Below are 19,982 nucleotides of genomic sequence, written 5' to 3'. Positions count from 1 at the left end.
GCCCTACACCTTGAGAACCCTCGGGGACAGTTCGTCAGACTGAAGCGACGAGACGAAGGCGCCAAAGCCGTCCGCTAAGAGGTAGATACTCTTCGCGCCGGGATGCGCATGGGCGTCCCAATAGAAGACTCCACCTACCCTGTCCCCCGCAGTCGCCAAGCAAATCTTGTCGGCCCCCTCTGTCGTCGCAATAGGAATGAGCCATTCAGGCACGCGTCCCGCAAATACGCCAAGGTTCCAGTCCAGATTGCATGACTCAATGGGGTCGTTGAGACCAAAGAACAGGTGGATTCGACCAATCGGGTTCCCCGGAAGGCCATCGATGGTGAAGAGGTCGCGCTCTGGCCGTCCACCATTCATCGACAGCAGGAATTGTCGGTACTGGCCAGGCAGACCGAGGCCATGGCGCATCTCGAAGAGCCGAACCTCTTCCTCACTCAGGGGAGGACCGCCTTCGACCGTCTGCACAAGATGCTCCATTATTGGCCTCCTGCGAAGCCACCGGTGTGCCCCGTTCGAGCATGAACGTCAGTGGGAACAAGCTGCATGGTGGTCCGGTCCTGATGGTGATGCCACGTCATTCCCTTCGGTGTCGCCTGAAGCCCAGCAGCCCGGTTTGCAGCAGCGAAGTCCCCGGCTCTTGAACCAGTATACGCAATCTTCACCTCGGCCTTGACGACGCCAGCGGCCCTGAAATCTGGATAGCCCTCCATGTCGAAGGGCACCCCTGTTACAGGGTGCTTTTTCCCTGCGAGGTGCGCATTCCGGATGGGAACGTCCACCGAAGGAGTCCCTCTCGGAGAACTGCCTCCTGCACCGCTCCTCGTCGCGCCCCCCCTTACTGCTGGGCCCCTGCCAGACTCGCGACTGGCCTCGGCCAGCACCGCCTGCGCCTTCGCGGGGTTTCCACGGGCCTCGTACAGCGCCAGCAGTCCCGCCTCACCCCACTCGGCGGCCACCAGCGCGCCCTCTCGACTCGCCTGGAGGTAGCGCAGCAAGTCGCGCGCGGCGTTGATGCCGAACTGCTCCTCCAGGCGCGCCATCAGCGCCTTCATGCCGGCCGCGTCGAGCGCCGGCATCTGGAGGCGCCGTAGCCCGCCGCGCGACTCCACCAGGGCCCGAGCGCCCTTGCCCCCGGCGTACACCGCCACCACCAGCGCGGCCGGCGCCAGCTCGCGCGTGGCCTGCTCGTACTTGCCCTGCGCCAACGAGTACGCCCCGTGCCCCGTCCCCACCGCCAGGTGGTAGAAGCCCACCGGCACACCGAAGGTGAGGGAGTCAAAGGCTCCCGCCGAGACACTTCCCGGCGAGTAGTGCCTCTCCATCAGGGCCTTCTCCACCTCGTCGATGGCAGCTTGGTAGGGCGGCGGCATCTGCCCCCGCATCGCCATGAGCTCCGTGTACCGGGCCTCACCGCTCACCAAGGTGCTGGAGAGCATGTCCCGGCCCGCGCGCCCCAACCCCCGCAGCACGTCGCCGGCCTTCTCCGCTCGCTCCGGGAAGCCCTCCAGCTCCAGGCCCCGTCGCTTCAACTCCTCGCGGACGGCGGCCATGGCGCCCAGCGTCTCCCCCAACTGCTTGTCACGGGCCAGCCGCTGCACCACCTCGCGCAGTTCGTCGTCGAAGGCCGTGTGGAGGACGAAGAGGGCGAGCACCTCGGAGTACGGCACACCGTACTTCTCCACGGACGTGACGAGGAAGGCCGCGCGCTTGCTGCTGAGGACGGCAGAGGCCGGCGCGTCCATCGGCCCCAGGGCTCCCAGGCGGACAGCGTCCCAGGCCGTGAGGGACTGCACCAGCGCGGCCATGTCCACCCCGCGCTGCATGGCCACGAACTCCGCGGGAGAGGCACACGCCAGGAAGGGCTCCAGCACCTCCCGGCTGGAGTCCAGGTGGGGCCATCCCGAGGGAAGGGCCTTGTCGCCACAAACGAAGGCACCGCCCTCCCGGTTCGAGCCCGCCGCCCCCTCCCTGTCGACAACCATCCCCTGCAGCCCGCGTCGCAGGCCCATCGGCGCCGGCTCTGGCGTCCCATCCGCGGAGCCCGCCCCCTCCCCCTGGTACACCCCCGTCGCCGCGCTCCTCGCCGCATGGGAGGGCACGGAGAGGGGACTCAAGGCCAGGACGGCCCCACGGCCCGCCTGGCCCGGCCCCGTCGGCAACGAGGCGCACCCGGAGGCCAAGAGGGCCACGGCCAGGACAAAGCTGAGCCCGCTACCCCAAGGCCGCTCAGCGCGCATTGTCCACCCCCAGCCCCATGGACGCGAAGGCGCCTGGCCGCAGCATCCCCTCCGCCGTCGGGAAGAGCAGCGTGCCCCCCTGCCCCACCACGTACAGCTTCCCGCCCAGGAAACGCCACCGCGCCTCGCCCGAGGCGAGGTAGCGCGCCCCCGGCTGGCCCGCACCCACTGCCAGCCCGCCCACGCCCACCGTGAGGTTGCGGTGGAAGAGCTGCGTCTCCAACCGGCCGTCCACGTCCACCCGGCCCCAGCTGAAGACTTCAGCCCCCATCGTCAGGCGGAAGTGACGCTGCCCCAACCGCCCCGCGCCCTCCGCGTCCCAATTGAGAATCACCTCGCCGTGGGCCGAGTACCCGTCCGGAAACGACGCGTCCGCCTGCGGTACGGCCTCGGGGCCCGCCACCCTGAAGCGCGCCAACTCGTAGTCCGGGCCGAAGGCGCCCTGCCGGAAGCCTCCGCGCTGGAGACGCCCCTCCAGGCGCGCTCGCAAGTCCAGCTTCGGCGACATGGCTTCGACTCCCAGCCCCGCCACCGCGCCCCACGCGCCGCCCTCGCCGGGGCGCCCGCCCCACCCCACGTTCGCCTGCACCTCGAAGCCGCCTTGCCTGTCGCGACGGCTCACGAGGACGGCTGTCCCATCCAGGTGGGCCAGCGTCATCGGCTCCGACGTCCCTCCCGCCCTCCCCCAGTCATGCACCGCGGACAGCGACAACATGTACTTCAGGGGGTACGGCTGGCGGCCGAAGAGGACGTGCTGAATGTCCAGGGCGACTTCCGCCCCCATCAGCCGCGCGCCCAGCACGTCCGAGGCGAAGGCCTCCACGTAGAAGGGCCTCAACATGCCCGTCACCAGCGCTCCGGCTGGGTGGTAGTCGGGGTTGCCCCGGTTGTTGTAGCGGCGCACCAGGTGCCCGGACAGCAGCGTGTAGGACTCCAGGGCCCCCAGCCACACGAAGTTCGGCGCATCGCCTCCCACCGTCAGCGCTTGCACCACCTGGCCCCAGTCGGACAGCTCGTCCCAGTCCTCCTTCCTCACCAGACTGGCGCCCGTCTCCGCACCCCACATGCGCAGCCGTACCGACGCGCCCAGGTCGAGGTGGAGCTTGCCCGGGTTGACGAGCTCCAACCGCGGCACCACCTGCAGAAAGCCTTCATCCGTCCCCGCCCCACGTCGCGGCAACAGCGCCCACGTCGTGGTCTCCAGGCTCAACCTGTTCGCCCAGCGAGAGCCCGAGCCGGACGAAGCCCGCGGTGCCTCCTCGGGCTTGGAGTCCCCCTCGTCCGCCGGAGGCTGGAGCAGTTCATCCCCTTCGGGCTCGAGAAGGACGGCCTCCTCCTGCGCGACGGAGTCCTCGGGAGAGGCAATCTCCTCCGCCCATCCAAATCCAGGCAACACCAGCAACAGCATGACGGCCCAGCGCATGAACATTGACGCCTCCTGCATGAGCCCCGGAGGGGGCGATAAGGACAGAGGTTCCCCGTTCGGTCCGACAGGGCGTCGGGCCGTGAGGTGAATGCGTTGCGCCGGAAGAGTCACGCGCGACCCTGCTGGGCAACCTATAGACAGACGTGTCATGTCACGGCGCCAGGAAGCCCCTAGCGCAGTCTCAACAGCAGACAGGCGAGTCACGTCACGGCGCCAGGAAGCCCCAGCGCAGTCTCAACGGCAGGCAGACGTGTCACACCACGGCGCCTGGCAAGGCCGGCTCCGCTCACGACTCCAAAGGCGAATAGGGATGACTGAGGAAGGGCTCCTCAGTGCCCGTCAGGCACGTGGCCCGACGAAGCGCAGACGGCTCCTCGGCGCACGACAACTGCGAGCACGCGCCTCAACATGGCGGTACAGGAGGTCCTCTGCGCAGCGCGAGAGCCCAGCGCCTGCTTCGAAGCGGATTCAGGAAGGTGGATCCGGCGCGGCGCCTTCCAGGCGCTCTTCCCGGCCACCAAGGAACCGCGCAGTCGCGCGGACACACTCCAGCACAGTGGGGAACACGTCGCCTCCAGGGCACGCCAAAATGGACTAGACCAATAGGTATAGTCCATTGGACCCTATATTGGCATTCCGCACAACCCCCAAACACCTGAAACCCATGAGAGGGCTTGGAGGCAGCCCTCAGCCAGTTAAGGGAAGGTGACGCTGCTCAGAGTGATGGTGCGGCGCATATCTGCATCCCAGAGCTTCAGCGTGAAGGGTCCTTGAGGGGAGTCGGATGCAGCCTCAGCCTCTACCACCACTCGCTGGGCATCCGAGCCCGGGGCAACAGGGCCCGACTGCCACACTCGAAGCACCTTTAGCTCGTCGTTGGCCTTGCCCCGGAGCATTGCCCCCACTGCCGTCCACGGTTGGACGTCCCCTCCTGATTTGAGGGTGACCGCAACAGCCACCCTTCGGGCTGCGCGATATGCATAGACATACTGCTTGGCTGCGGCCCCTCCTGGGGCCTGGGTGGCAACGTCGCTCAGGTCGCGATAGTCAACGCCTCGCTTGCTGAGGACTGCTGTCGAGATGAGTCCCGTCAGCCCATCAGGAGCACTTCGCTCCGCGCGCAGGCGCGCATTTTCCTCTCGGCATTGCTCAGCCTCAATGCGTGCCTGACGAACCTCCTCCTGGTATGTCTCGACACCCCTCCTGCGCCGATAGACCTCGACGAGCGCCTCTGACCGTGCCGGGTGCGCAATCAGGACAAACGTCGCACTTGCCGGAGCCGCTCCATCCAGGAAACGCACCGTCAATTTGAGCCGCTCTCCTGCCGAGATTTTCTCTGAAGGGACCAAGCGCAAGGTATTGAGCCCAGCGTCCACCATCGCGAAACGCTCGCGTCCCTCGAGCATCAGCCCCTCTCGGCTCACCTCTGAATCAAAGAGGAACACCGTCGAGAGCCCCGGGCTCACCGCCACTTCAGCCGCCGGCTGAGCATCATCTGAGACCAGCTCGATTCGGCGAACGCTCAGCCCCACGGCGGGTGAGGGCGACTGCGCCAGAGCCGTCCCCTCACCTGCGAGGAGGAGTAAAAGCAGACCGGCCGACACGGAATGATGCACGCGACGTTTCTCCTGGACCAAGCCAGCGACGACGCCGCTGGCGACTCACGAGCGTCTGCCGGACAGCAACACTTCACTCAAACTCACTCACTGCCTTGACAGTAACGGCAGAGTACACGCGAGCCTTTCCGGACTCCCCTCCTCCGTCCTTTATCGCGAGCCCGCGGTTGCCTGAGCTGTCCAGCACCTCCAAGCACACGGGGAAGCTCTCTCCGCGAAATCGCGCCCGAGTCAGTCGGACATAGACGCGGTCGGCAATAAAGAGTCGCCCAGACATAGTGGCCTTGTCCGAGCCCAGAATGATCTGTGCAGTGCCTTCCCTCACCGTTACGGGCTTTTCTTCTCCCCTGACGAAGCTCGCCCCTTCCTCGTCCCCAAGTTCCATGCCCAGCATCTTCATACCCTTGGTGGCGCCTGCCGGGCACGGTTCAGGATCCGGAGCAGGGCGCACCTGTGGGCCCGAGCACGCCAGCGCACCGCAGAGGGCCGTCGTCGCCAGGGCACTGCTGACGATCCTCGTGACCTTCTTGGCAGGCACCGGCGGGGAGGTCGGGGTGTCACTCTTCGTCGTCGTCACGGTGGCAGTCACCTCGGGAAGCGTCGCGGGAGGCGCGACGGCCGCAGGTGTTGCCTCCGGCCCGGTGGGAGCTGCGGCTCGGGCAGCTTGAGGTTTCTTTGTATATGGCGCTACTTCTTGGCCGGGGTCGGCCTGCGGCTTCGGTGAGGCCGTCCGCTGTGAGAAGTACGCCCCAGACGCGAGGGCCATGGCCAGCAGCCCCACGCCCAGTACCCGCCCCTTCCGGAGTCGCGCGAGGAACGAGCGCCGCCCCACCTCAACAGCGGGGGCCAGAGGCGCCGCAAGCAGCGCGGCGTCCGCCTCCATTGCGACTTGCGCCCCCGCCCCCGCCTCATGCGCCAAGCCCAGCAGCTCCCCCTCCAGGGGCCGCGTAGCAGCAGCTACCAGAGCGGATTGGGACAGCAATGCCGCGGGCGGGCCCTCTCCCGGCAGCTCCGGCCCGGGCGCCTTGCCACGGCGCATCTGGCGCAGGGGCCGCTTCGCCCACCGAGCCAGCGCTCCCGCCTCGCCCTCGGTGGTGGCCGAGTTCGGGCCATACGAGTCAAACAAGGGCGTGTCCCACGCCTCCCCTTCCGCCCCGGACAGGAGCTCTTCCAGGGCCGCACAGACAGCGCTCGCCTCCGGACGCGCAGCAGGGTCCTTCTCCAGCAGCCGCATGCACAACACGCTCAGCCGCTCCGGGACGAAGCGGTTGGCGAGGTGAGGGGGTACCGGCGACTTGCGAATGACACTCTGGACGTACTCCGGGTCCGTCGCCGCGTCGAAGGGCAGTCTCGCCGTGAGGAGGCGGTAGAGGACCGTGCCCAGAGCCCACACGTCGTCGGAGGGGACGGACACGTAGCGGGCCCCTCTGTGCCCCGTGTGCTGCTCCACGAATAGCCAAGCCTCGGGGGGCCGGTACTCCATCGTCCCGGGCGGCAGCATGGACTGAGTGACACCGGGGGGGGCGCCCTCGTAGTCCCCTATGCCGTAGTCCACCAGCACCGCCAGGCCGTCCGCATCGCGCACCATGACGTTGGCGTCCTTCACGTCCCGGTGCACCACTCCCGCAGCGTGCGAGGCCGCCAGCGCCCGCGCCACGTCGAGCGTCACCTTCGCAATCTGCCGGGCCGAGGGGTTCTCCTCCTTCACCCACGCGCTCAGCTTCCGCCCCTCCACGTACTCCATGGCGATGAGGGCGTAGTCGCGCTCCCCTGCCTGCCAGTAGGAGAAGCCGCGAAGCCCCACCACGTTGGGGTGCGTCAAGCGCAAGAGGATGGAGACTTCCTTCTCCACCCGCCCCTCCACGCGCTGCCGCTCCACGAGCTTCAAGGCGCAAGGCTGCCCGTCGTTCGTCGCGAGGTACACGGTGCCGAAGCCGCCCTGGTCCAGGTGCCTCACCACCGTGTAGCCCTTCACCACGTCCCCGGGAGACAGCACGGCCGGGGGGCCGTTGTCCCTCATGGCGACGTCCTCCTGAAGACTCTGTAGGACAACAGGGCTGCGGCCACGCGCATTCAGTACCCTCCCCGGCGCCGGCCCACGCTACCAGAAGCCCGGGGAAATCGTGCGAAGTCTTCTCCCACCTCCAACCACCTGCCACAGAGGACACCAAGCCTCACCTCTAGGTGAAGTTGACTAGCCTATCAGGTATAGTTTGTCTGGAATGTATATCCACCCCGACATCCGCGCCGTCGCCCTTCCGAAGGAGCCGGAGCCCTCCCGCCCCTTGTCCGCCATCATCGGCGACACCACGCGCGTCGCCCGCATTCGTGCCAACCTGACACAGGCGGAGGTGGCCCAACTCATCAACATCTCTCCCACCACCTACTGCCGGCTCGAGCGAGGGCGAATGCTCCCCAGCGTCCAGACGCTGTACCGTCTGTGCCCCGCCCTCCGCACCACCCCCAACGAATTACTGGGCTACCGCGCCTCGCTGCCACCAGACGTCGTCGCTGCCGCCAAGGAGGCCCTGCTCCGACGTGTGCACGAGTTGGACGCGCACCAGGCCCTTGCCCTTATCCAGCTCCTGTCGGGCGTGCGCTGATGGAATGGTGTTCCCATGACAACTGGAAATTCGGGTATATTTCCTTGTACCTATGAACGAACAGCTTGCAAGGCACCTTGGCGCCATCGCCCGCCTCGCCCGGGAGCAGATGAGCCTGACGCAGGTCCAAGTCGCGGAGCGCGTGGGGATGGCCTCTGCCGTCTACAGCCGTGTTGAGCGCGGACACATGATTCCCAGCGTCGAGACGCTGAAGAAGTTGTGCGTTGAGCTGATGGTCTCCCCCGAGGACATGATGGGCCTTACCGAATCCTCGACCAGCGGAGCACGGGCTCGGCCGGAGGATGACACCACCTTGCGCCGACTCATCTTCGTCGCGCGGAAGCTCGACGCGGGGAAGCTGGACGCCCTCGTCCATGTCGCCACTGAGCTGGCCCGCTGAAGCAGCTCCCTGGGCGGAGGGGCGCCGCCAAACGGCTCGCACCGCCCTCTTCCAAGCGCCAGGCCGCTTGCGGCCGGCGCCTCCGAGCAGGGAGCAGGCTTGGCGGGCAGAGCCCCATGCCTCGGGGCCCTGCACCAGAAGCCTCAGCGGCCCCCGGCGATGACGGAGCGCCTCCCGATGACGGAGGCCCCCCACTACGCCGCGCCGCGCTCCCGCAACTCCTCATTCACTTCGGCGAGCCAGTCCTCAAGGTTCTTCTTCTTGAGCTGAAGGCGGGCCACCTCGTCCAGCCCCGCCTCCTCGTCGACACGTCGCTCCCTCGGAGGCTCTGCCTCCAGGTCCTCACGCACCTCCACCGTGAGGACGTCGCCCGCACGGATGTTAACGTTGCGCCACGTCAGGTGCTCGCGGTGCTCTCTGCCCACGGAGCCCCCCACATGGAGCGTCAGCTCCGGGCAGGCGTTGGATTCGTCGTGAGGGCGGCGCACCCACGTCAGAATGGTGGAGAGGACGCCGAAGTCCGGCACCCCCGCGGTGGTGAGGTGCCGGCCATTGCGTAGCACGCGAAAGCAGAGCATCGGCGGCCTACCCTTTCTTCGGGAGCCCCAGTTCGTGCTTCTCCAGCCCATCCGGGTAGATGCCGGCCTCGCCGAACTCCACCTCGTCACGCAGCGCCCCGCCCTCGGACACGACACGGGCTACCTCCTTGGCGGCCTCCGCTCTCCCATAGGGCTCGTGGAGCTGGGCGTGGGCGACACCACGCAGTGCATCCCTCATGTCCGCCGCCGTCGCGAAGCGCTCCTCGGGGTTGAGGCGCAGGGCCGTGTGCAACACCGCCTTGAGGTCCTCATTGAGGTGGGCCACCGCCTTCTCGACGACATCCGGCCCGAAGGACTCCATGAGGGCCTGCATCTGCCCCAAGGGCAGAGAGGGCTGCATCTCCGTCTGGAACCGGCTCTCCTTCGCCGCCAACGCCGGGGCGTCATGCACCTCGAAGAGGTGTTTGTTCGTCAAGGCCTCCACCAGCAACACCCCCAGGCTGAAGACGTCGGAGCGCGGCGTCAGCCCTTCCTTGCGCAGGTACTCGGGGCTGGCATAGGCAACGTCGCCTCGGAGCAGATTCTCCGGCGATTCCTCCCGCCCCACCAGCAGTGAGTACGCCGCTCCGAAGTCCAGCACCTTCACCTCTCCATGCTGCCCTAGCGCAATGTGCCGAGGGCTCACGTCGCGGTGGACAATGCCCAGGTGCACTCCCTTCTCCGACGTCAGCGTGTGCGCATAGTGCAGCGCGTCCGCCACCTCCGCGCCCACGTACAAGCAGAAGCCCTCCGAGAGGGGCTTCCCTCTCACCAACGCCGCGCACACCAGCGTCTCCAGCGAGGGCCCACCCACGTACTCCATGATGGCGTAGGGGGCGTCCTCCAGCTCATCCACCTGCATATGGAAGACTTGAGCGATGTTGGGGTGGTTGAGGCGAAAGGCCAACTGCACCTCTTCAATCATCCGCGTGCGCTGCATGTACGTGGATGGGCTGGCAATTCGGCGGACCAGACACGGACCGGACAGCGCGCCATCCGCCACGCGCCGCTCCGCCTTCAGCAGCCGCTCGCCACTCGGCCGCACCTCCAGCTCCCGCACCGCCTCGTAGCGCACGCCCTCGACCTCGAAGAGGAAGCGCGACGCGCTGGGTGCAGGCAGGCTGGGGACTCTGAGCGGTAACTCTTCCGTCGTCACTTCATCTTCCGGACGCTTCGGCATGGCTGTGAATCCTCCTGAGTGAAGGGTGCGGCCCCACGGGCAACGAGGCTCGCCGTCACCGGGCGCCTCTCCGGGAACTGGCTAGGTCTAGTTGACTCGACCGTCGAATTAACATGACCTTTCGTGCCTGTGAAGCCCTCTGACACCCGCAGCGGACAGGCCGCTCCCCATGAGCGCCTATCCCTCTCCTGGGTGCAAGACGCCCCAGCCCTGGCTTCGCACGCAGGCCTGGACTGCTCGCAAAGGAAAATGACTCGTGAGTGAAACCGTTGACTGGGGCCCAATTCGCGAACTGGCACGTCGTGTCTCCACCACAGGAGCGCGCCTGGCCCTTACAACTGAGGCGAAGGCACTGCTGAGGCGTACGGCCTCCGAGGTGGGAATCAGCGACAGTGAAGCCGAGAGCGCGCTCGCCACGGAGGAGGGTGCGTTGGGCCTCTTACGTGAGGAGTCTCAGCGCATCCGAGAAGGCTCCCACAGGCTCATGGACGCGCTGCACCGGATGCACCAGTACAAGGACAAAGGGGACTTCGGCAGCGCCCGCCAGGAGATGCGGGATGTGCTCAAGGTAGAAGTCGTGCCCCACTACCGCGCCCTCGCCCAGGGGCAGCTCGAAGACATGGCCGACGAGCCGTAGCAACGAGCGCGGAGCGCCTTGCCCAGCGGTGTGCCGGGCGAAGGCGTCGCTCGCGCACTTGGGCTACTTGCCGCAGGAGCGCCCTCCGGCGAGGGCGCTTTGCGGCACAGACGCAGGCGAGCGTCACCCTGTCGAAGGAGGCGCACCACCCGCCTGCCGTCGGAAACACGCTCCACCGTCACCGTCCTCGCCTTCTCGTCGACGGCCTCCACCTTCGCCGAGAAGGTGCCCCGCCCCTGTTTGTAGCGCAACGCCTTCCCCTCCGCGCATGAGACGGACGTCTTGGGGCTGGGGGCGGCAGTCGTCGCTGTGCGGCTCGCTGCGCGCGGGCGCCCGCTCTGAAACGGGGCCTGCTGCCCCCAGGAATCCGTGCTTGAGGGAACCCGTTTCCCTCCCATGCAAATGGCGAACACGCGCTCCGGGCAGGGAGGCCGGAAGGAGGATGCACCATTGCGCTCGTCTGCTCTAAACTCCGGACGTTCACATCCCTGCAGCAGAGATGAGGTAGCCCGTGTCATCGGTTTCGTGCCTCCTGTTGGCCGTCACTACCGTCCTCGCGGGCGTGCCTCAGCCACTGGATAGACAGGCGCCGCACGGCGGCCCCGCGCCAGAGGTGACCGCGGGCAGACTCGCCAACGCTGGCCAATATACCAAGGCATTGGCCCTGCTGCGCGAGACCGCGCGGGCCCCGGGCGCCAGCCCGGTGACGCAGGCGCGTGCATTGGCGTGGCAGGCGCGCATAGAGGTGGACCGAGGGGACTTCGCGGCGGCGGCGCAAACGCTCACGCAGGCAGGGTTGCGCGCCGAGGCGTCCGGGGACGCGGAGGCACGGGCGCGCGTGCATTTCGCGCGCGGCCTTCTCCACGAGAGGAGGCAGACGACGGGTCTCGGCGGGGACCCGGAGTTCGCGCGAGCGCGCGGTGAGTACACGGCGGCGCTCGCGCTCGCGGAGAGTGCGGGATTGGGGTGGCGTGCGCTCGCGCGCTTCCGCGTCGGCGTGGCGGCGGAGCGCCTCGGGGACGATGCGGCGGCGGACCGCGTCTATGCGGAGGTCATCGAGGAGGCGCGGCGCGGCGGAGACGTTGAGGCGCAGTCGTTCGCAGACCTGCACCGCGCCAACATCGCCTGGCGCGCAGGGCGCATGGAGGGCATGCGCGCAGAGCAGGAGCGCCTGCGGGAAGTCGCGTCCAAGGCGGGCCTCCTCTTCGTGGAGTCCTCCGCGCGCATCAACCTGGCGGACCTGACGGGTGGAGAGGCGGGCGCACGCGCCGCACTGCAGGTGGCCGAGAGACTGAAGCCCTTCGTGCAGGGGCTGCCAGGAATGCTCGACTCCGCGTACGCGTACGCTCTTGAGACGGCGGCGGAGTTCACGCGGGAGCGAGACCCGGCACGGGCGCGGGCCCTATTCCAGCGTGCCCTGGCGCACGCGGAAAGCAGTGGGCTGGTGGCAGCTCGCGTGCGGCTGCGTGAGGCGCTCGCGATGCCGGCGGACGCCGGAGCGCCCTGAGCCGGTGCTGCCCCTCCAATCGCGAGACCCTTCACAGAGATTCCCGCCACACCGTTGAGAATGTTTCACCCCTGCTCGCTGCCCGACACGCACAACCGCCGTCTCCGGGTACGAGTACGCCGCAGCAGCGCTCTCCGGAGAGGGCGCTTCGCGGCCCAGACTCAGGCTGGCGTCACCTTGTCAAAGGGGCGCACCACCTGCTTGTTGTCGGAGACGCGCTCCACCGTCACCGTCTTCGCCTTCGCGTCGATGGACTTCACCTTTGCCGAGAAGCTGCCCCGCCCCTGCTTGTAACGCACCTCCTGTCCCACCTCGTATGCGACGGACGTCGCGGGGCTGGGACTGGAGTTGGGGGCGGCGACCGTCGTTGCGCGTCCCGCCGCACGCGGGCGCCCTCTGCGGGCCTGGGGCGCGGCCTTCGTCCTCGTGGGCTTGGGCGCGGCCTCCGGCTTCACCCACTTCCGCACGGGCACCGAGGACGGGCGCTTCGGCGCGGGAGAAGGCACGGAGGCGCGCTTCGGCCCGGACGCCACACGAGTCGGGCCCGGCTCGATGCCCAGGAACTGGACAACCTTCTCCAGCAGCTCCAACTGCCGGCCCAGCAGCTCCAACTGCCGACCCGTCGCCTTCTCCACCGCATCCGCCACCGCAGCCTGAATGGTGCTCTTCATGTCGTTCTGCATGTGCTTCCGCTCGCTTTCCTCGCAGGCCACTGGAGCCCGCCGATTCTTCAACACCCAAGACAGCCACTTGCACTCACGTTACACCAAGGAGTCCGAATACTCGGGCTCCCGTCTCAGAATGAAGCCTTCACCTCGCGCCAGCGCTCGCGCTGCATCTCCCATGTCCCCGCGTGTGCAACGGCCCGGAGGACTCGCTCGCTGAGCGGCTCCGCCCCATCCACGGCCTTGAGGAACAGCACCTCCTCCTGGATGTCGGGCGCCAGCAACCGCAAGTCCAACAGGTGCGTCACACGCGCCCGGGTAAAGCCCAGTTGACTCGCGACGTCCGCCGCGCTCGCCACGAGCCCCCGCTCAATGGCGGACTCCACATGGTGCGCCAGGGCCAGCATTCGCGCGACGCGCGAGGGCCTTCGCGCCACCTCTCGCGGCGACGGCGGCGCCCCCTCTCGGAAGCGCACCTTCGAGCGATGCACGCGGTGGAAGGGCGCGCTGACGAGGCCGGCCTCCGCCGACTGGGATTCGGGGCTGGTGCTCACGCCGCCACCCCTTCACACCCGGGCGATGCGGCCTCACCGGCATGGGCCAGGTACACGTCGACATGGCCCGTCGCCTCGTTCATCACCACACGGCCAACGAGGGCCCGAAGCAGGCGTCCCCGGTTGACGGCGGTGAGGGCGTCCCACACCGCGTCGAAGTCCGCCAGGGCCTGGGCCACCCACGCCACCTCCAACCGCTCCCCCTCCGTGGCGTCCAGGGCGCGCTCCACCTCCGCCAGTCGCTTCTTCATGCCGGCGACCTCCTCCTCCGTGGCCGTCAGCTTCTCCTCCAAGAGGCGCCGGGCGGGGCCCTCCAGCTTGGTGAGGGAGTCCACCCACTTGCTCGACTCCCCAGCGCGCTTGGCCAAATCCCTCGGCAACTGCGTGCGCTCCACACCCAGGGCCTTGCGCTTCTCCTCCAGCCGCGCGGTGAGGCGTGCATGTACCTGCGCCGCGAAGCCCTGGCCGACGGAGACTTCCCGCAGGCGCTCGACGACGAAGTCTTCCAGCGCAGGCCCCGGCAGGGGAGCTGCCCGGCACCCCTGCTTCCCCTCCTTGTCCCGAGTGACGCAGCGGTAGTAGCGGTACTCCCGCGTGCCCTTGCGCGTGCTGCCGGGTGTCATCGCCTCGCCACACAGGCCGCAGCGCAGCAGCCCTCGCAGCACGTAGTCGGGGTTGCGCCCGTGGTACTGGATGCCTGGGCGCTCCAGCATGTCCCGCACCTGGTGGAAGGTGGCCCTGTCTACAATCGCCGGGTGCTCTCCCGGGTGCATCTCATCGCCGTACGGCACGAAGCCCGCGTATAGGGGACTGCGCAAGAGGCGCAGTACGTCCTGCGTCGTCCACTTCCGAGCCGCGCGCGTGGCGCCGCTCTGGGCCTCATAACGCTTCGTCTTGCGCCCCCTCTCGTTGAGGAGGCGCGCCACCGCCGAGGCCTGCTGGTGCTGGAGGTACAGCTCGAAGGCCTCCCGCACCACCACCGCCTCGTACTCATTCGCCACGAGGCGCTTGTCCTTCACGTCGTAGCCCAGCGGCGCGCGCCCTCCCGTCCACAGCCCCTTGCGGCGCGCGGCGGCCACCTTGTCCCGCGTGCGCTCGGAGATCATCTCCCGCTCGAACTCGGCGAAGGACATCAGCATGTTGAGGGTGAGCCGCCCCATCGCATCGGCGGTGGAGAAGTTCTGCGTCACGGAGACGAAGGACGCGCCCGCCGTGTTGAGGCGCTCCATGACTTTCGCGAAGTCGAGGAGGCTGCGGGAGAGGCGGTCCACCTTGTACACCACCACCACGTCCACCCGGCCTGCGTCCACATCCTGCATCAGCCGCTGGAAGGCGGGCCGCTCCATGTTGGCGCCGGTGAAGCCGCCATCGTCGTAGCACTCGTCCACCAACGCCCAGCCGGGCTGTCGCTGCACGTAGGTGACACAAGACTCGCGCTGGGCGTCCAGCGAGTTGAACTCCATCTCCAGGCCCGCCGCCGTGGACTTGCGCGTGTACACGGCGCAGCGCTTCGCGTCCGAGGACGCTGGCTTGCTCTTCCTCATTCCCCCTCCGAATTCCCGGGCGTCGTCGGCCGCGTGGGCTCGGCGCTCGAGGCTGGCGGTTGCCCAGCGAAGCGCTCCGCCGCAGCCACCAGTCGCTCTATGTTGTCGTTGAGGCGCTTCAACTCACGGACGAGGGCCGGCATCGTCCCCTCGTAGAAGCGCTGCCCCATGTGCGTCTGGAAGAAGGAGGGGGCGCTCATCGCGTCACCGCCTTCTGCTTCGAGCCGCCGTCCTTGAGGCCGAAGAAGCTGTAGCCATTCCAGGCCGTGCCCGTAATCAGCTTGGCCACGAAGGAGAGGCTGCGGTGGAGCTGGCCTTCGTATTCAATCCCGCCCTCACGCACCGTCACCCGGTGCTGTACCCCCTTGAACACGCGCGTCAGCACCGTGCCCGGAGGCGGCAGGCGCGCGTCGCGCCCATCCGCAGCACCATCGCGCCCGTCCACTGAGGCAGGAGGAGGTGGCGGTACGGAGGGCTTCGTCTCCTCCACCTGCCGCATCCGCCAGCGCTCGGGAAGCTTGTCGCCCAGCTCCGAGATGCGCGCGACGGCGCGCGAGGAGAGACTCCCTTCGGCCAGCTCCTGGATGCGGAAGGCCAGGCGCTTCTTCAGGTAGTCCCGGTTCCGGCTGCGCGTCGGCTCGCCGTACAGCTCCAGGTACTTCGCCGCCAGCTCCGGCACCGGCATGGTGGCCAGCGCGGCCAATTGCTGTGGCACGTCCGCCAACTGCTGGCGCGCGGCCCGAGCAGTCCCTCTCTTCGCCATGGTGTTGTCTCCTGTGCCCTGGGCAGCAGGCCCTCGGGCGAGAGCCATGGACGCTCCGTCCCCAGAAGAAGACAAGTCGAGAGTCTGCGGCTCAGCCATGCGCGCTCTCCTCCGCGCTCCACGCGGGCGCCTGTCCTTGCCGCTGCGCATGACGACGCAACCACAGCTCCCAGAGGGCATCGGCGAGGACATCCACCGCGTCATCCTGGCGCTCCTGCGGGGTGCTGGAGCGCCCCGCGGCTGAAACCTCAACCTCATGCTGATTCGACATTCGCGTATCCATCGTCATGACAAAGGCCCGAGAGCGAAATCGAGGAGACACATGGCACCCGCAGCACTCCCGCCAGGACGACTCCACTCGCCAAACGAGAAACACCGCGCATCGCAGCGCCTCCCTGCTGAGACTCGTAAGGGCCACAGCGGGAAGCAATTCAGGAGGGGAGACGGAGGAGTCTCGTCAGGGCCCGTGCCGGCTTCACCCGGTCGGCGGGAATCGCGATGAATGGGAGGCTTACGTCCGTCCTCCGCCAACGCGCGTAGACTTCCCACGCCGTGGCCGTCCATGCATAGCTCGTCCTCCGCAGTCCTCCATTGAAGACATGGCTCGGGTGCGGGGGCAGTGGAATCGGCTCCCACGGGTTTAGCCGGCCACGAATCAGCAGCGGCAGCCAGTTCGCGAAGGCGAGCAACTCCTCCCCGTAGACAGTCCACTCCAGGCGCAGGCGCGGCTCCCCCAAGGGGTGTGTCACCCCGCTGAGGCCAAACCGACGCAGCATGGCTTCGGGGGGCTCAAAATTGAGTCGGTTCATCGAAATCCGCGTCACCGGCGGCGCCTCGGGGAAATGCCTGTCCGGCCAGGAGTGGCGCGAGAGGTCCACCCGGTTCAGCCACTCCCCTTGCCGCCATACCAGCCGCCGGCCCTGGTGAATCACGGGGGTCAGCGGCTCCATCTCCGACGCGAGACGTTGAAGAAACTCCGCCCACAGCTTGCTACGCGACAGCCTTGTCATGACTCCACCTCACGAATGGGTCTCCACCCAACCGCCTGCTTGACACCACTCACTCAGGACGCCCTTCCTCAGCGAAGCCATAGCCCTGGCCACGCCACCCACGGCTTGCCTCCTCGACGTGTGGGAAGTCGTCCGCGGAGATGAAGGGCACCTTCGCGACATCAATCACCAGGGCACACCTGCGCAGGGACTTGCCGGCGAAACAGACGCGCTCGCTGGGGGAAACGACGTACCCTCCCGCGCGGTGGTTTTCGTGAATGAGGCGTCGCAGCGCCTTCGTGTCCACCATCTCTCCTCGGTAGTCGGTGCGCTTGCAGTACATCCGGTAGGCGTCGTAGGCGGACTCCAGGTGGAGGCACAGTCGCCCCTCGACGAAGGCGTAATGCACGCGGTGCTTCAGCTCGCCCTGAATCGCCATGGTGGACAGCTTCTGGACGAAGACGTCGAGGGCGTTTCGCACGCCCTCCTCCTCCTCGAGGACGTCCTTCAGCACGGCGTCCACGGCCTCACGGGCGCCCAAGTCGGCGGGCAACGGGTAGCCGCACTCCTCGGCGAACTGCTCGAAGAGGTGAATGCCCAGCAGCATGGCCGTCACGTTGTCGACGACGCGCGGAGGCACCTGCCGCCCCTTCACGAGGCCATCCGCGACGTCGCGGGCCACACGGTAGTCCTTGTCGAAGTCCCGCCCCAGGCAGAATTGAATGTAGCGAGGGGCGAAGAGGGCCAGGCGCACAGACGTCACCTCGCGGAAGGCCGCCCGGTAGCCCGGCTGCTGCACCGTCGCTTTCTCCGGGCTGACGGGAAGAATGCGCTCCACGAGAGCCGCTTCCGTGGGCCGCGTCTCCCCGCAGACACACAGCGGGGCCTGCAGCCGGTAGGTGGACACCGTCAAGTCCGGCCTGCCCCGCTCCTCCGTCTCCCCTCGGTAGAGGCGCCGCATGTAGCGGTGCACCAGGTGGAGGCGCGGCGGCGGCATGTCGTGGGGCTTGTACTCGTCCAACACCACCGGCACGGAGCGCGTCGAGGACAGCAGCTTCACGAGGGCGAATTCCGTCTCCGTCACGCTGTAGGCGTCCGAGGCCGGCACCCCGGCCAGCGGCCAGAAGACTTCCGTGCAGGTGCTGGACTTGCCGCTGCCTTGCGTCCCGTAGGAGAAGAGAATGGGAAAGGAGCCCACCTTCTCCAAGAGGCGCGGCTTCAGCGGCGTGGCGAAGAACCACCCCAGCATGGGCAGCACCACCTGCGGCGTGTTGATTCGCGGCAGGTACTCGAAAACGGTGCGCGCCACGTCGTGGAAGCTGTCGTCGTCCGTGGCCTCATAGCGGACGCGCGACTCGAGGGACGCCCCGTTGGGCAGGTACGCCACGGGCGACGGAGAGAGAAAGCCCTCCTTGCCAATGGCGCACCCGGGCGCCACCCAGACGTGGTGCGCCCCCTGTTTGAAGTCCCCCAGGACGCTGGTGCCCGGCAGCCGCGGCACCGCACGCCGCGCCACCACGCGCAGCAGTCCCTGCACGTTGTTGTCGCTGCCCGTCCACTGCGTGTGGACGGAGGGCAGGTGGTGCAGCAGTTCCTTGCGCGAGTTGAAGGCCCGCCTCGGCAGCCGCGCCCCTTCCATGCTGGTGCCCTTGTCCGTGCGGATGTCTCCGAGGAACACCTCCCCCTCCTCGGTTTCGACGACGGCCTTGGGCGTGAAGGTGAAGGAGGAAATCGCCTTCGCGTCTCCGCGCTGCGTCACCGTGTAGTAGCAGTACGCGTCCTCGAACACCTCGCCGTCGATGGTGTCGTCGCCGCTGCTGCTCTTCCCTCCGCTCTTGGAGTCCGCGCCCTCCGCGCCCTCTCCCGCTGCTGACGTGCGAACGGCGCGGGCCATGGACAGCCGCAGCTTCTGCGTTGCCAGGCCGGTGCGCACCTCCAGCAGGCCCAGGTACTTCTCCTGTGCGGACGGAGGACGGTGGGCGATGGCCTCCAGAATGGGCTTGAGGCGGTACTCCACCTCCTGGGCCGGCACCGTGGCCAGGCGCTCCACAGCCGCCTCGATGTCGAAGACGACGTCGTACATCTCGCAGCGCACGTCCGGCTCGCGATTCACTCGGCAGTAGCCCATGCCCTGGAGGGAGTGGCAGGGCGGCGCCACGGAGCCATCCTCGCGGGCGGTGGCCACCACCTTCTCGTAGGCCTTGCGGATGTAGCCGGCGCCGTCCCGGCCCTTCAGCTTGCCCAGGCCTCGCCTGTCGTACTCCAGGACGAGCTCGGTGATTTCATCGAGGCCGAGCTGCTTGTGGGTGAAGTAGCGGACCATGTTGAAGATGGCGACGCTCCGGTCCTCCGCCCCCTGCTCCCACAGGCGCTGCACCGGGCCGCACATCTCCACCGGGTGCGCCCAGTCGTACTCCCCCGTCTCCGTCCGGCGGGCCTTCACCGTCCCCTGCTGTGCCGAGGTGGAGGGCGCCAGCGGCAGCGCCACCTGGGACGGACGCGCCAGGTGCGGCACCTGCGGCTGCACCGGCGCGCTCAGCAGGCGCTCCAGGAGTCCTGCGTCTTCCACGCGCTCGAAGCCGGCGAGCGCCCGAGCTGCTCGGTGAGGCCGCTCCGCCGTCCCCGCCCCCTTCCGGGCGACGGTGCCCACCACCTTGATGATGCGGGCCACGTCGTGGATGGAGTCCACGCGCACGCGCTCGGAGGCGAAGCGGGCACGGAACTCGGCCTCGAAGGCCTTCAGTCCTGCCTGCACGCGCTCGTGGGCCTCCCCTTCCAGCGACTGCGACGGCAGGGCGAACCACAGCTGCGCTCCGTTGCCGCTCATCATCAGTCGCGGCCGGACGAGTCCCTGCGCTTCGCACCAGGCCGCAGCGGCTTCCGCGACCTGGAGCGTCAGCGTGAGCTCGTCCTCGGTGCTGGCCGTGTCCTTGGGGCGCACGGGGTCCAGGTCCACCACCGTGGCCGTCACCACCTCGATGTCCTTGCTGCCCGCCCCCGTCCGCAACGGGAGCAGGACGTTGGGGGCCAGCTCGAGCAGGCGCTGGGGGCGCGGCTGAATGCCCACGTACACGTTGCCGGCAGCGTTGGCCTCGACGCAGGCCGCGACGAAGGCCTCCTCGTCGTCGAAGAAGCCCAGGCCGACGATGCCACCGCCGCCCGGGCGGATGACGCGGACTTCGCTCACGCCGTGCGGCGCGTGCGCCAGCCACCGCCAGGTGGCGTGGATGGCGTCGGGGTTGGGAGTGCTTGGAGTGGTGTCAGAAGGTGTCGTCATCGA

At 68.0% G+C, this 19,982-nt stretch carries 18 protein-coding genes and 1 pseudogene; 4 read left to right on the top strand and 15 right to left on the bottom strand.

What is annotated here, in order from left to right:
- Positions 1-3: 3 nt before the first annotated feature.
- From LZ199_RS31290 to LZ199_RS31265, 5 genes are all read right to left on the bottom strand, one after another.
- The gene (locus LZ199_RS31290) at positions 4-480 is read right to left on the bottom strand and encodes an SMI1/KNR4 family protein (RefSeq protein ID WP_253997425.1); all 477 of its coding nucleotides are present in this window, start codon (positions 478-480) and stop codon (positions 4-6) included.
- On the bottom strand, positions 480-2,240 hold the full coding sequence (locus LZ199_RS31280; RefSeq protein ID WP_323389984.1) for an HNH endonuclease: 1,761 nt from the start codon (positions 2,238-2,240) through the stop codon (positions 480-482). The genes LZ199_RS31290 and LZ199_RS31280 overlap by 1 nt, the downstream gene beginning before the upstream one ends.
- On the bottom strand, positions 2,230-3,669 hold the full coding sequence (locus LZ199_RS31275) for a hypothetical protein (RefSeq protein ID WP_253997424.1): 1,440 nt from the start codon (positions 3,667-3,669) through the stop codon (positions 2,230-2,232). Before LZ199_RS31275 ends, LZ199_RS31280 begins: the two co-directional genes overlap by 11 nt.
- 692 nt (positions 3,670-4,361) lie before the next feature.
- The gene (locus LZ199_RS31270) at positions 4,362-5,282 is read right to left on the bottom strand and encodes a DUF2381 family protein (RefSeq protein ID WP_253997423.1); all 921 of its coding nucleotides are present in this window, start codon (positions 5,280-5,282) and stop codon (positions 4,362-4,364) included.
- Positions 5,283-5,355: 73 nt separating this feature from the next.
- Positions 5,356-7,302 (bottom strand): serine/threonine protein kinase, encoded by a 1,947-nt coding sequence (locus tag LZ199_RS31265; protein WP_253997422.1) that lies wholly within the window; start codon positions 7,300-7,302, stop codon positions 5,356-5,358.
- A 202-nt stretch (positions 7,303-7,504) separates the two neighbouring features.
- Between LZ199_RS31265 and LZ199_RS31260 the strand changes: the two genes are divergently transcribed.
- Both LZ199_RS31260 and LZ199_RS31255 read left to right on the top strand, forming a co-directional pair.
- Complete coding sequence (locus tag LZ199_RS31260; RefSeq protein WP_253997421.1) at positions 7,505-7,885, top strand: helix-turn-helix domain-containing protein; 381 nt, start codon at positions 7,505-7,507, stop codon at positions 7,883-7,885.
- A 52-nt stretch (positions 7,886-7,937) separates the two neighbouring features.
- On the top strand, positions 7,938-8,285 hold the full coding sequence (locus LZ199_RS31255) for a helix-turn-helix domain-containing protein (protein ID WP_141649280.1): 348 nt from the start codon (positions 7,938-7,940) through the stop codon (positions 8,283-8,285).
- Between the two features lie 194 nt (positions 8,286-8,479).
- Here LZ199_RS31255 and LZ199_RS31250 read toward each other — a convergent pair whose 3' ends face one another.
- Positions 8,480-8,863 (bottom strand): hypothetical protein, encoded by a 384-nt coding sequence (locus tag LZ199_RS31250; protein ID WP_141649281.1) that lies wholly within the window; start codon positions 8,861-8,863, stop codon positions 8,480-8,482.
- A gap of 7 nt (positions 8,864-8,870) precedes the next feature.
- Positions 8,871-10,043 carry a serine/threonine-protein kinase gene (locus LZ199_RS31245; RefSeq protein ID WP_253997420.1) on the bottom strand — a complete coding sequence of 391 codons (1,173 nt, stop codon included), beginning with the start codon at positions 10,041-10,043 and terminating at the stop codon, positions 8,871-8,873.
- Positions 10,044-10,299: 256 nt separating this feature from the next.
- Here LZ199_RS31245 and LZ199_RS31240 point away from each other — a divergent pair, with 256 nt between their 5' ends.
- Positions 10,300-10,680: a DUSAM domain-containing protein gene (locus tag LZ199_RS31240; protein WP_253997419.1), complete on the top strand. Its 381-nt coding sequence runs from the start codon at positions 10,300-10,302 to the stop codon at positions 10,678-10,680.
- Positions 10,681-10,795: 115 nt separating this feature from the next.
- On the opposite strand, the pseudogene LZ199_RS31235 reads toward LZ199_RS31240, so the two are convergent.
- A pseudogene (locus tag LZ199_RS31235) lies at positions 10,796-11,030 on the bottom strand (PspA); the annotation flags it as partial.
- Positions 11,031-11,191: 161 nt separating this feature from the next.
- On the opposite strand from LZ199_RS31235, the gene LZ199_RS31230 reads away from it, so the two are divergent.
- Positions 11,192-12,187 (top strand): hypothetical protein, encoded by a 996-nt coding sequence (locus tag LZ199_RS31230; RefSeq protein ID WP_253997418.1) that lies wholly within the window; start codon positions 11,192-11,194, stop codon positions 12,185-12,187.
- Positions 12,188-12,348: 161 nt separating this feature from the next.
- Here the strand turns inward: LZ199_RS31230 and LZ199_RS31225 are convergent, their stop codons facing one another.
- The 7 genes from LZ199_RS31225 to LZ199_RS31195 form a co-directional block, all read right to left on the bottom strand.
- Positions 12,349-12,870 (bottom strand): PspA, encoded by a 522-nt coding sequence (locus LZ199_RS31225; RefSeq protein WP_253997417.1) that lies wholly within the window; start codon positions 12,868-12,870, stop codon positions 12,349-12,351.
- Positions 12,871-12,983: 113 nt separating this feature from the next.
- On the bottom strand, positions 12,984-13,406 hold the full coding sequence (locus tag LZ199_RS31220; RefSeq protein ID WP_253997416.1) for a hypothetical protein: 423 nt from the start codon (positions 13,404-13,406) through the stop codon (positions 12,984-12,986).
- Entirely contained in the window at positions 13,403-14,950 is a 1,548-nt protein-coding gene (locus LZ199_RS31215; protein WP_253997415.1) for a recombinase family protein, read from the bottom strand. The genes LZ199_RS31220 and LZ199_RS31215 overlap by 4 nt, the downstream gene beginning before the upstream one ends.
- Positions 14,947-15,150 (bottom strand): hypothetical protein, encoded by a 204-nt coding sequence (locus LZ199_RS31210; protein WP_141649462.1) that lies wholly within the window; start codon positions 15,148-15,150, stop codon positions 14,947-14,949. Before LZ199_RS31210 ends, LZ199_RS31215 begins: the two co-directional genes overlap by 4 nt.
- On the bottom strand, positions 15,147-15,713 hold the full coding sequence (locus LZ199_RS31205; protein WP_253997414.1) for a DUF2924 domain-containing protein: 567 nt from the start codon (positions 15,711-15,713) through the stop codon (positions 15,147-15,149). Before LZ199_RS31205 ends, LZ199_RS31210 begins: the two co-directional genes overlap by 4 nt.
- A gap of 91 nt (positions 15,714-15,804) precedes the next feature.
- Positions 15,805-15,984, bottom strand: coding sequence for a hypothetical protein (locus LZ199_RS31200; RefSeq protein ID WP_253997413.1), 180 nt, complete (start codon positions 15,982-15,984; stop codon positions 15,805-15,807).
- 788 nt (positions 15,985-16,772) lie between these two features.
- Positions 16,773-19,979 (bottom strand): hypothetical protein, encoded by a 3,207-nt coding sequence (locus LZ199_RS31195; RefSeq protein ID WP_253997412.1) that lies wholly within the window; start codon positions 19,977-19,979, stop codon positions 16,773-16,775.
- Between the last annotated feature and the right edge of the window lie 3 nt (positions 19,980-19,982).

This window comes from Myxococcus qinghaiensis, from assembly GCF_024198215.1.
Taxonomy (GTDB): domain Bacteria; phylum Myxococcota; class Myxococcia; order Myxococcales; family Myxococcaceae; genus Myxococcus; species Myxococcus qinghaiensis.
Note: the sequence above shows the minus strand (reverse complement) of the source record. Positions and strands in the feature narration are given on the sequence as shown.

Bases quoted from the DNA above. Each gene is read 5' to 3' on its own strand.
- LZ199_RS31205 (WP_253997414.1), bottom strand. From the start codon at position 15,713: ATGGCGAAGAGAGGGACTGCTCGGGCCGCGCGCCAGCAGTTGGCGGAC.
- LZ199_RS31200 (WP_253997413.1), bottom strand. From the start codon at position 15,984: ATGTCGAATCAGCATGAGGTTGAGGTTTCAGCCGCGGGGCGCTCCAGC.
- LZ199_RS31215 (WP_253997415.1), bottom strand. From the start codon at position 14,950: ATGAGGAAGAGCAAGCCAGCGTCCTCGGACGCGAAGCGCTGCGCCGTG.
- LZ199_RS31260 (WP_253997421.1), top strand. From the start codon at position 7,505: ATGTATATCCACCCCGACATCCGCGCCGTCGCCCTTCCGAAGGAGCCG.
- LZ199_RS31280 (WP_323389984.1), bottom strand. From the start codon at position 2,240: ATGCGCGCTGAGCGGCCTTGGGGTAGCGGGCTCAGCTTTGTCCTGGCC.
- LZ199_RS31250 (WP_141649281.1), bottom strand. From the start codon at position 8,863: ATGCTCTGCTTTCGCGTGCTACGCAATGGCCGGCACCTCACCACCGCG.
- LZ199_RS31290 (WP_253997425.1), bottom strand. From the start codon at position 480: ATGGAGCATCTTGTGCAGACGGTCGAAGGCGGTCCTCCCCTGAGTGAG.
- LZ199_RS31225 (WP_253997417.1), bottom strand. From the start codon at position 12,870: ATGCAGAACGACATGAAGAGCACCATTCAGGCTGCGGTGGCGGATGCG.
- LZ199_RS31255 (WP_141649280.1), top strand. From the start codon at position 7,938: ATGAACGAACAGCTTGCAAGGCACCTTGGCGCCATCGCCCGCCTCGCC.
- LZ199_RS31210 (WP_141649462.1), bottom strand. From the start codon at position 15,150: ATGAGCGCCCCCTCCTTCTTCCAGACGCACATGGGGCAGCGCTTCTAC.
- LZ199_RS31195 (WP_253997412.1), bottom strand. From the start codon at position 19,979: ATGACGACACCTTCTGACACCACTCCAAGCACTCCCAACCCCGACGCC.
- LZ199_RS31265 (WP_253997422.1), bottom strand. From the start codon at position 7,302: ATGAGGGACAACGGCCCCCCGGCCGTGCTGTCTCCCGGGGACGTGGTG.
- LZ199_RS31245 (WP_253997420.1), bottom strand. From the start codon at position 10,043: ATGCCGAAGCGTCCGGAAGATGAAGTGACGACGGAAGAGTTACCGCTC.
- LZ199_RS31275 (WP_253997424.1), bottom strand. From the start codon at position 3,669: ATGTTCATGCGCTGGGCCGTCATGCTGTTGCTGGTGTTGCCTGGATTT.